The organism is Mesorhizobium sp. M1342 (assembly GCF_040317955.1).
Lineage (GTDB): Bacteria > Pseudomonadota > Alphaproteobacteria > Rhizobiales > Rhizobiaceae > Mesorhizobium.
In genome coordinates this window covers 46,863-57,201 of sequence record NZ_JAMYLI010000006.1, presented here as the reverse complement: position 1 = coordinate 57,201, position 10,339 = coordinate 46,863, and the positions used below count along the sequence as shown (strand labels likewise).

The window sequence follows — 10,339 nt, the reverse complement described above, 5'->3', positions numbered from 1 at the left end:
GGCGGCTTCGGCGGCACGCATTTGTTATGTCCCGAGAGGTTGACGCCGCCGGCCATCTGGTCAAGTTTCTGCGTCCGGTCGCGTCAGCGGCATTCTCCACTGGAGCCTGCATACGGAAGAGGAAAGCCCATGGCCGACGAAGCGCTTGTCGTCATTGACCTGCAGAACGACTTTTGTCCCGGCGGCGCGCTGGCGGTTGCCGGCGGCGACGAGATCGTGCCGCTGGTCAACGACCTGATCCGGCGAACCGACCATGTCGTGCTGACGCAGGACTGGCATCCCGCCGGTCACTCCAGCTTCGCTTCCAGCCATCCGGGCGCGCAGCCCTTCACCATGATCGAGATGCCATACGGCCAGCAGACGCTGTGGCCGGATCATTGCATTCAGGGCAGCCTGGGCTCCGATTTCCATTCCGGCCTCGCCTGGACCAAGGCCGAACTCGTCATCCGCAAGGGATTCCGGCCTGATATCGACAGCTACTCGGCCTTCTTCGAAAACGATCGCACGACACAGACCGGCCTTGCCGGCTACCTCCGGGAGCGCGGCATCGACACGCTGACCCTGGTCGGGCTGGCGACCGATTTCTGCGTTGCCTTCTCGGCGCTGGACGCCGTTAGCCAGGGCTTTAAAACCATAGTGCGGCTCGATGCCTGCCGCGGCATCGATCTCAACGGCTCGCTCCATGCCATGCTGCAGCGCATGCGCGACGCCGGCGTGACGCTCGAAGACCCTTTGTCGGATTGAACGGATCGTGGGGCAACAGGTAAAGATCCGATGTCTAAAGGCAGGATTGTTGTCTTCGGGGAAGGTCCCCCTCACCCGGATTGCCAACCGAATTGCGAAGGGCAATTCGGGGCGATCCGACCTCTCCCCCAGGGGAGAGGAGGCTGCCGGCACCGAAGCTCGTCTCTTCTCCCCAACGGGAAGAAGGTGGCCGCGTAGCGGCCGGATGAGGGGGCTTTTTTCATATCCGATCCCCCTGTTGGCTGCATGCGCTGCGATAATTGTCGCCGTGCTGTTCCCGGCACAGGCTTTCGCGGCGGAGGAACACGGCCTGCCCGGCGCTTCGATGTCGCTGTGGTGGGCGCTGCCCTTTGCCGGGCTGTTGTTGTCGATCGCCACCGGTCCGCTGCTGTTTCCTCATGCCTGGGAACATCACTACGGCAAGATCACGGCCCTTTGGGGCGCTCTGGTGGTCCTGCCGCTGGCGGCTGCCTTCGGTGTCTCCACAGCGACCGAGGCGGTGCTGCATGCGTTGCTCACCGAATACATGTCGTTCATCATCCTGCTGTTTGCGCTGTTCACCATTTCGGGCGGCATTCTCATTGCCGGCAACATTCACGGCACGCCGCTGGTGAATGCCGGCCTGCTGCTGGTCGGCGCGCTGCTGGCATCGGTGATCGGCACGACCGGTGCCTCGATGATCCTGATCCGGCCGATCATCCGCGCCAACGACAACCGTCCGTTCAACGCCCATGTCGTGATCTTCTTCATCTTCCTCGTTTCCAACATCGGTGGCTCGCTGACGCCCTTGGGCGATCCACCGCTGTTCGTCGGCTTCCTCAGAGGCGTCGATTTCTTCTGGACGACCGCCAACCTCTGGCGCGAAACGCTGTTCGTCGGCGGTGCCGTGCTGGCTGTCTTCCTGGGCATCGACATCATCCTGCACCGGCGCGAGGCCGGCGCGCCGAAGATCAAGGATCCGACGCCGGATACCAAGGTGCGTCTGCGCGGCCTGGCCAACCTTCCGCTGCTGGCGGGCGTGATCGGCGCCATCCTGCTGTCGGCAACCTGGAAGCCGGGCGTCAGCTTCTCCGTGTTCGGGGTCAGCCTGGAACTGCAGAATCTGGTGCGTGACGCTCTCATCCTGGCGCTTGCCCTCGTTTCACTTGCCATTTCGCGCAAGGAATACCGCGAAGCCAACGGCTTCAACTGGGGTCCGATATCAGAGGTGGCCAAATTGTTTGCCGGCATCTTCATCTGCATCGTGCCGGTCGTCGCTATCCTGAGGGCCGGCCATGAGGGCGCGCTGGCGCCGCTGGTCGCCCTCGTCACTTCGCCTTCGGGCGGGCCCAATGACCTCGCCTATTTCTGGCTGACTGGGGCGCTGTCATCCTTCCTCGACAATGCGCCGACCTATCTGGTGTTCTTCGAGCTTGCCGGCGGCGACCCCCGGCACCTGATGACGGAGTTCGCTTCGACGCTTGCCGCGATCTCGGCCGGAGCCGTGTTCATGGGCGCCAACACCTATATCGGCAATGCGCCGAACTTCATGGTCTACGCCATCGCCAGGCATCGCGGCGTCAAGATGCCGGGCTTTTTCGGCTATATGGCATGGTCGGGCCTGGTGCTGATCCCGACATTTTTGGTAGCGGGTTTTCTGTTCTTCGGCTGATCAGCCCACGCCGACATAACGGCGCACCGCCGACGGGTCGGCACGCAATTCCTCGACATCGACCGTCTCGCGGTTGCGGCCGTTTTCGATGAAGGCAACGCGGTCGGCGACCGAAAGCACCGCATCGACCCGTTGCTCGACCAGGATGGTCGAGACGCCCATGTCGCGCAGCTTAGCCACCGTCTCGCGGATCTTGGCGATCATCGACGGCATCAGCCCCTCGGTCGGCTCGTCGAGCAAAAGCACCTGCGGCTCGAGGCACAGCGCGCGCGCCATGGCCAGCATCTGCTGCTCGCCGCCGGACAGCGTACCGGAGCGTTGCCGCAGCCGCTGGCGCAGCAGCGGAAAGAGGTCGAGAACGTTTTCCCGCGTCGCCTTGCCCTTGCCGCGCGCCATCAGGCCGATCTCGATGTTTTCGGCCACCGTCATCTCAGCGAACAGCCGCCTGCCTTGCGGCACATAGGCGACGCCGGCCTTGGGCACCTCATGCGCCGGCAGCCCGGTCAACTCTAGGCCAGCCAGTTTGATCGAGCCGGCGCTTGAGGGAACCAGCCCCATGATGGCTTTGAGCGTCGTCGTCTTGCCGGCGCCGTTGCGGCCGAACAGGCACAGCACCTCGCCCTTGTTCAGCACCAGGTCGAGGCCATAGAGCACCTGGACCTCGCCATAGAAGCAGTCGAGCCCCGAGATGGTGAGTGCTTGAGACGTCGCCTCGGCCTTGTTTGTCTCGGTCATGGGGCGGTCCCCAGATAGGCTTCCTGCACCGCCGCGTTCTCGCGGATCGCTTCGGGTGTGCCTTCAGCCAGGATCTTGCCGGCATTGAAAACGGTGATGCGGTCGGCGAGTTGCATGACGACCGGCATGTTGTGCTCGATCAGAAGCACGGTGGCGTTTTTGGCGATCTCGCGCACCAGGGTGATGAAATTGTCGATCTCGCTATCGGCGAGGCCTTGCGTCGGCTCGTCGAGGATCAGCAGGCGCGGCTTCAGCGCCAGGCCCATCGCCACTTCCAGCAGGCGTTGATGGCCGTAGGACAATTGCCCGGCCGGCATGTGCGCGCGGTCGGCCAGCCCCGTGCGGTCGAGCGCCGCCATCACACCTGCCCTCACCGCACCCTTCGAACGGCCATCACTCAAAGTCCGCTGCACCGGCAGCGCGACATTGTCGTAGGCGGAGAGATTGGCAAAGACGCTGGTGATCTGGAACGTGTAGGCGATGCCCTGGCGGACCCGGACATAGGCCGGCTGGCTGGTGATGTCGGCGCCGTCGAAGACGATCATGCCCGATGATGGCTGGATGCGGCCGCTGACCAGGCTGACGAAGGTGGTCTTGCCCGCCCCGTTAGGGCCGATCACAGCACGAATCTCGCCCGGCATCAGGGCGAAATCCACATTGTCGACGGCGCGCAGGCCGCCAAAGTCGCGAGAAAGGCCCTTGGTGGTCAAAAGCGGCATCATGGCAGCCACCCGAGCCAGCGCTGCCGGATGCTGCCCAGAATGCCCTTTGGAAAAAACAGCACCAGAAGGATCAGCGCGATGCCGACGATCAGCAGATAGGCGGAGGTGTAGCCGCTGGTGATGTCGATGACATAATACATGAACAGCGTGCCGATCAGCGGCCCAAGCGTTGTGGCGCCGCCGCCCAGCAGCACCCACAGGAGCGGCAGGATCGAATACTGCACCGAAGCGAAGCTTGAGCCGACATAGCCGAACAGCAGCGCATAGGCGGCGCCCGAGGCCGCGCAGATGGTGCCGGAGATGACGACGGCGGCGAGCTTGTTGGAGAAGGTGTCGTAGCCGAGCATCTTCGTCCGCTCCTCGTTCTCGCGGATGGCGACCAGCACGCGGCCATACCGGGAGCGGACGATGGCCAATGTGACGAGCAGCACGATCGAAAACAGCGACAGCGCTGTCATGTAGCGCACGGTCGGATTGGTGAGCTCGAGCGAGGTCGCGCCCAGGCTGAGCACCCGCGCCGGCTGCGGCACGACCATGCCCTGGTCGCCGCCGGTCCAAGTCGCGAAGTAGAGGATGAGGAGGTAGAACACTTGCGCGAACATCATGGTGACGATCATGAAGGCGACACCCGTGGTGCGCAGCGCCAGCAGGCCGATCACCAGTGACACAACAACACCACAAGCGAGGCCTGCGGCGAATGCCGCTGGCACGCTCCAGCCGAGCTGGATGACGGCAAGGCCGGCGCCATAGAGCCCGGCGGCGAAGAACATGGCATGGCCGAGGCTGAGCAGGCCGGCATAGCCGAACAGCATGTTGTAGCCCATGGCAAAGACCGCCAGCACCATGATGCGGGCAAGCAGGCCGTGATAGTAGTCCGGCAGCAGGAAGCTCAGCACGAACAGCAGCGCGATGACGCCGAGATGCAGGCCATAAGCTTTTGCCGGCGAAGCTTCGCTCATCGCGACGCCGTCCCGAACAGGCCTTGCGGGCGGAACACCAGCACCATGGCGACCAGCAGCGTGGCGATGATCTTGGCCAGCGTCGGCGAGAAGAACATCGAGATGATGCCGTCCGACAGGCCGATCAGCACGGCGGCGACGACGGTGCCGCGCAACGAGCCGAGACCGCCGATGATGACGACGATGAAGGAGAGCAGCAGCGGATCCTGTCCCATCAGGTAATGCGCCTGGCTGATCGGCACGATCAGCACCGCGGCAATGGCCGCCAGCATGGCGCCGAGCGCGAAGACGCCGCCATAGACGCGGCCGACAGGGATGCCGAAGGCCTGCGCCGTCTCGCTGTCATATTGCGTGGCGCGCATGATGAGGCCGATCTTGGTGCGCGTCAGCACCAGCCATGTCCCAAGCAGCAGCAGGGCGGAGGCGGCGATGACAGACAGTTTGTAGCCGGAGTAGCCGAACCACGGCAAAAGGATGCGATAGCTGAACGGCGGCTCCACCGGCCGTGCCTCCGGACCGTAAAAGGTCAGCGCCAGCTGCTGGATGATGTAAAGCATGCCGATGGTGGCGACGATGGTGGCTTCCGGATTGTAATTGAGCCGGCGCAGCACCAGCCGTTCGGCGACTAGCGCTATAGTGCCGACGATCAGCGGCGCAATCACCAGCGCCGCCAGGAACCCAAGCGCCGGATGGCCGCCGATGGCTGTTGTGATCGCCCAGGCGAGCACCGCACCCAACATGAAGAACTCGCCATGCGCGACATTGACCACGCGCATCACGCCGAACACCAGCGACAGCCCAAGCGCCGTCAGCGCCAGCACGGCCGAGGTGACGAGGCCTTCGAGGGCGGCGAGGAGGAGGTGGGGTCCGAAGTGCATTGTTTAAGCGCCAACGGGCGCGCGAGGCACCCCCCTCTGTCCTGCCGGACATCTCCCCCTCAAGGGGGGAGATTGGCTGTCCCCACTGCGTTCGCCAATAGCCAACGGCGATAGATGTTCGCCTTCGCAAGACCTGCCGATCTCCCCCCTTGAGGGGGAGATGTCCGGCAGGACAGAGGGGGGTGCCTTGGCTCCCACGCTTGCAGGCAGCTCTGTCTAAAGCGCCTGCGTCGTGTAATCCCCTTCGGCCTCGTAAAGCCCATCCTCGATCTTGGTCTTGTGCACGACCTTGAGCTTGCCGCCCTCGACCTTGGAGATGTTCTGGATGCCGAAGCACTGGTGGATCTTGCCGTTGAAGGTCTTCGGTCCTTGCGGATGCTCGGGGCCTTCGGCGAATTCGGTCAGCGCTTCGGTCGCCTCGACCAGCTTGGCGCGGTCTTCCGGACCCTTGTAGCCGGCGTCTTCCATCGCCTTCTTGACGACGTAGAGCGTCTCCCAGCAGCCGAACATGTGGGCTGCGGTCGAGACGTCCTTCGGGTCGCCGACGGCGGCGCCATTGTCGTCGATGCCGACGGCGGCGCGATAGGCCTTTTGCGCCTCGGAATCATCGGCCTGCGCATAGCGCGGCGAGCCTTCCCAGAAATGGCTGCCATCGAGGAACTCCAACCCGGGGCTGTTGATGTCGGTGGCCTCGAGCGAATCGATGAAACCGAACAATTGCGGCCGGTTGGAGCCGTAGAACTCGCCGAGCTCCTTGACGAAGGTGAGCACGGCCGGGCCAACCATGACGTGGTAGATCACCTCGGTCTCGGCCGGGATCTGTGGGAAATACTTGGTGAAGGACGATTCCGTCGGCGGGATGGCGATCTGCGCGATGACCTCGGCGCCCTGCGCCTTCAGCGCCGGCGGCAGGTAGTCGCGGTGGTCGTAGCCGAAGGCGAAATCGGGGAAGATCTGCGTCACCTTCTTGCCGGCATTGGCCGCGATCCACGGCGCCATCGACTGGATCTGGCTCTTCACGTCGGTGATGCCGGGCTGGAAGACATAGCGGTTCAGCTTGGTCGAGGCGACGTGATGGCCTTCGCTGACGACGAAATAGGGCATTTTGTTTTCGCCGGCGGCGGGCGCCGAGCCGATGACGACATGCGAGAACAGCGTGCCGAAGACGATATCGGTCTTGTGCTGGGTGGCGAACTTGCCGACAACTTCGGCGCCACGGCCGGGATCGGTGCCGTCATCCTCGATGATCACCTCGACCTGACGGCCATTGATGCCGCCGGCGGCGTTGATCGCCTTGACCGCGGCAGCGGTGGTCTTTTCGTACCAGCGGCCATAAGCGGCGCCGATGCCGGTGCGGTGCGACTGGAAGCCGATCTTGATCGGCGCCGAGCTCTGCGCCTGGGAATAGCGGACGAAGCCGGGCGCAAGGCCGAGGCCGACGCCTGCGGCCAGACCCTTCAGCGTCGTGCGGCGGGTGAGGCCAGTCTTGGAGGTGAGGCCAGTCTTGGAGAGGTCGAAAAATCCGTTCTTGTCAGCCATGTTCGTTCCCCTGTTTTTCAGTTTTGACCAACGATAAGGCGGCTTCGGCATCCTCGCTCAGAGGACGCAAAAAATTGCATGTGTACAAACTAAATCACCAAAGCCTTGATGTGGCAAGCGAGCTTCCCCAACGATATCGAGGCCGTCCTTTTCTCATCCGGTGGTCGGCGTGGCAAGCAACCAGAGGCCGAAGACGGTGTAGGCGATCATCAGCAAGGTAAGCGGGAACTGGCTGAGTGCCGCGCGGGAGGGCTGTGGGTGCAGGCGCCAGGCGAAGCCGTGAGCGACGAGGACGGCGAGCACATGGCCCAGGATGATGGCGCCGGCCTGGATATTCCACAGCCACCACGCAGAGTCCGCCCCCGCAACGATGCCGGCCTCGATCTGCATGTCGGCGGTGCCGAACAGGTTCCAGCCGATCGCGAACGGATCGGAAAGTGCCGCAAGCGCATATTGGCCGTCGACGAGCAGCGCCGTCAGATAATGCGCAACGTGATAGGCGAGCGCGATCGGCACGATCGACCACACCAGCAGGCCTGCGGCCTGGCCGAGAGTGTGATCGCTGCCGGCAAGACGCTGGCCGAGCCGGACGGCAAGCAGGAACATCGCGGCCAGCAGCGCGAATGTCAGGATCAGCCCGAAAGTGCCGCTGCCGATCAGCGCGGTGCGGCCGGGAAATTCGAGTGGGTTGATACCGAACAGGCCGAGCCAGAAGAAGGTCTTCGACAGGCCGTCGAAGGATACCGACGACAGGGCCAGCAGCAGAAAGGCGATGCCGCTGGCCGGCAAGGGCTCCGCGGCCAGCAGCTTGGCGCCGGGCCAGCAAAGTGCAAGCCGGCCGTCTTGGTTGCGTTCGACCATGGCAAAGCGCGCCACCATCGAGAAGAAGACCGTCAGGAATTCACCGCTGCGGCTCCAGCCGCGATAGCCGAACGCCAGCATGGCGAGGAAAGAGAACAGCCAATATAGGCCGGCGGCAAAAGCCAGCCGTGCCGGATCGTCGGGCGCGGGATCGATGAGTTCGAACCAGGCGAAGGCGAAGAACAGGATGGCAGCCGGCCAGCAGCCGACCCATCGGGGCAGGCGCCATGCTCCGTGATCCCCGGTCCCGAACAGGCGCGAGGCGAGACGCCATGGTCCATACCAGGGGTTCAGCCATGACCAGAGGTCGCCGAAGAGGCCTTGCAACAGCGTGAGGCCGGCCCACAACAGCGTCCAGATCACCAGTGGCAGAGGATTGGAAAGTGGGTCGCGGCTGCCGAAAAGGCCGGCGGCGATGAGAATTGCAAAGCCGGCGAAGGATAGCAGGCTGATGGCGGCGCGGGTGGCGTCACCGAGGGCGAATAACGGCAGGCGCCGTCGCCAAAAGCGGTCAAGTGAATCCGCAGGCAGCAGCGCCAGGACGAGGAAGCTGACGGCCACGGCGAAGGCGCCGCCGACCAGATAGTAGCCGGTCGGCAGGAGCAGGACGTGGCCACGGTCGGAGGCGTGCGCGAAGGCGGGGGTGGGGAGGGATACGAATAAGCAGATGAAGCTTGTGATCAAGAGGCGATAACCTTCGCCGCCGCGATCCTTCACACCCCCCTCTGGCCTACCGGCCATCTCCCCCGCAAAGGGGGAGATCGGATGTCGCCCAGGCTTTCGCCAATTTTCAACTTCGGAGAAAAAGGCGGACTGGTCGAAGCGGCCAATCTCCCCCCTTGCGGGGGAGATGTCCGGCAGGACAGAGGGGGGTGTGCGGGAACTCAAGCTATCCGAGATTCCATCTTTGCAGGCGATGCCAGGAGCCCCATCCCTTCACACCTTGACCAATTGCTCCACGCGGTCCTTCTCGCCAAAAATCCGCAAATACCGCTCTATCTCTTTCTCGTCGCCGGTCGCCTTGGCCGGATTGTCGGAAAGTTTGACCGCCGGCCTGCCATTGGCCTCGGTGACCTTGCAGACCAGCGATATGGCATCCAGGCTGTTGGTTTCCGTCGGCGCACAGCCTTCGAAATCATTGGTGAGGTTGGTGCCCCAGCCGAACGACATGCGCACCTTGCCTTTGAAGTGGCGGTAGGTCTCTTCGATGGTTTCGACCTCGAGCCCGTCGGAGAAGATCAGCAATTTCTGCTTGGGATCCTTGCCCTTGTCGCGCCACCAGGACAGGATTTTTTCACCGCCTTCGATCGGCGGCGCGCTGTCGGGGCGAAAACCCGTCCAGTCGGCGACCCAGTCCGGCGCGTCGCGCAGGAAGGACGCCGTGCCGAAGGCATCGGGCAGCACGATCAGCAGATTGCCGCCATAGTAGCGCTGCCAGTCCTGCAGCACCTTGTAGGGCGATTGTTTCAGCTCTTTTTCCGAATTGGCAAGCGCGGCAAACACCATCGGCAGCTCATGTGCATTGGTGCCGAGTGCTTCGAGGTCGTTGTCCATCGCCAGAAGCACATTGGAGGTGCCGGTGAAGGCTTCGCCGATGCCTTCCTTCAGCGCTTCGACGCACCAGCGCTGCCACAGGAAGGAATGCCGCCGCCGCGTGCCGAAGTCCGAGATGCGGATGCCGGGCAATGCCTTCAGCCGCTCGGTCTTGGCCCACATCTTGGCCTTGGCGCGAGCATAGAGCACGTCGAGCGCGAACGGTCCGAACGCCCGCATGGCGGCGCGAGATCGGAGTTCGTTGATGATCGCCAGCGCCGGGATTTCCCACAGCGTGGTGTACATCCACGGCCCGCTGAAGGTCAGTTCATACTGGCCGTCGCGCTTCGACAGCTCGTATTCCGGCAGCCGGAAGCCTTCCAGCCAGGCGAGGAACTCCGGCTCGAAGATCTGCTTGCGGCCGTAGAAATTGTTACCGCCAAGCCAGATCATCTCCTTCTTGGAGAACCGCAGCGTGCGGGCATGGTCGAGCTGCTCGCGCAGTTCGCCCTCATCGATCTCATCGGCAAGCCGCACCGAAGTCGTGCGATTGATCAGCGAGAAGGTGGTGTCGACCTTGGGATACATGCCCCAGATCATCTGCAGCATCAAAAGCTTGTAGAAATCCGTATCGAGCAGGCTGCGCACGATCGGATCGAGCTTCCAGGTGTGGTTGTAGACTCGCCGCGCAATATCGGTCTTAGCCATGTTTCAACA

General features: G+C 63.4%; 9 protein-coding genes. 2 read left to right on the top strand and 7 right to left on the bottom strand.

The features are described 5' to 3' along the window. The first annotated feature begins 129 nt into the window (after positions 1-129). Both pncA and NKH06_RS07800 read left to right on the top strand, forming a co-directional pair. The gene (gene pncA / locus NKH06_RS07805; RefSeq protein ID WP_352440580.1) at positions 130-744 is read left to right on the top strand and encodes a bifunctional nicotinamidase/pyrazinamidase; all 615 of its coding nucleotides are present in this window, start codon (positions 130-132) and stop codon (positions 742-744) included. A 205-nt stretch (positions 745-949) separates the two neighbouring features. Beyond that, complete coding sequence (locus NKH06_RS07800; protein WP_352440579.1) at positions 950-2,395, top strand: sodium:proton antiporter; 1,446 nt, start codon at positions 950-952, stop codon at positions 2,393-2,395. On the opposite strand, the gene NKH06_RS07795 is transcribed toward NKH06_RS07800, so the two are convergent. The 7 genes from NKH06_RS07795 to pncB all read right to left on the bottom strand — a co-directional run bounded on the left by NKH06_RS07795 (position 2,396) and on the right by pncB (position 10,330). Continuing rightward, positions 2,396-3,130, bottom strand: a complete 735-nt coding sequence (locus NKH06_RS07795) for an ABC transporter ATP-binding protein (protein WP_352892653.1) — start codon at positions 3,128-3,130, stop codon at positions 2,396-2,398. Continuing rightward, a complete protein-coding gene (locus NKH06_RS07790; protein WP_352892652.1) occupies positions 3,127-3,852 on the bottom strand; it encodes an ABC transporter ATP-binding protein in 726 nt (241 codons plus the stop codon). Before NKH06_RS07790 ends, NKH06_RS07795 begins: the two co-directional genes overlap by 4 nt. Beyond that, positions 3,849-4,811 carry a branched-chain amino acid ABC transporter permease gene (locus tag NKH06_RS07785; protein WP_352892651.1) on the bottom strand — a complete coding sequence of 321 codons (963 nt, stop codon included), beginning with the start codon at positions 4,809-4,811 and terminating at the stop codon, positions 3,849-3,851. The genes NKH06_RS07790 and NKH06_RS07785 overlap by 4 nt, the downstream gene beginning before the upstream one ends. Next, on the bottom strand, positions 4,808-5,689 hold the full coding sequence (locus NKH06_RS07780; RefSeq protein ID WP_352892650.1) for a branched-chain amino acid ABC transporter permease: 882 nt from the start codon (positions 5,687-5,689) through the stop codon (positions 4,808-4,810). Before NKH06_RS07780 ends, NKH06_RS07785 begins: the two co-directional genes overlap by 4 nt. A gap of 216 nt (positions 5,690-5,905) precedes the next feature. Next, entirely contained in the window at positions 5,906-7,228 is a 1,323-nt protein-coding gene (locus NKH06_RS07775; RefSeq protein ID WP_352892649.1) for an ABC transporter substrate-binding protein, read from the bottom strand. A 153-nt stretch (positions 7,229-7,381) separates the two neighbouring features. Further along, entirely contained in the window at positions 7,382-8,830 is a 1,449-nt protein-coding gene (locus NKH06_RS07770; protein WP_352892647.1) for a hypothetical protein, read from the bottom strand. A 195-nt stretch (positions 8,831-9,025) separates the two neighbouring features. Next, the gene (gene pncB, locus NKH06_RS07765) at positions 9,026-10,330 is read right to left on the bottom strand and encodes a nicotinate phosphoribosyltransferase (protein ID WP_352892646.1); all 1,305 of its coding nucleotides are present in this window, start codon (positions 10,328-10,330) and stop codon (positions 9,026-9,028) included. Positions 10,331-10,339 lie beyond the last annotated feature (9 nt).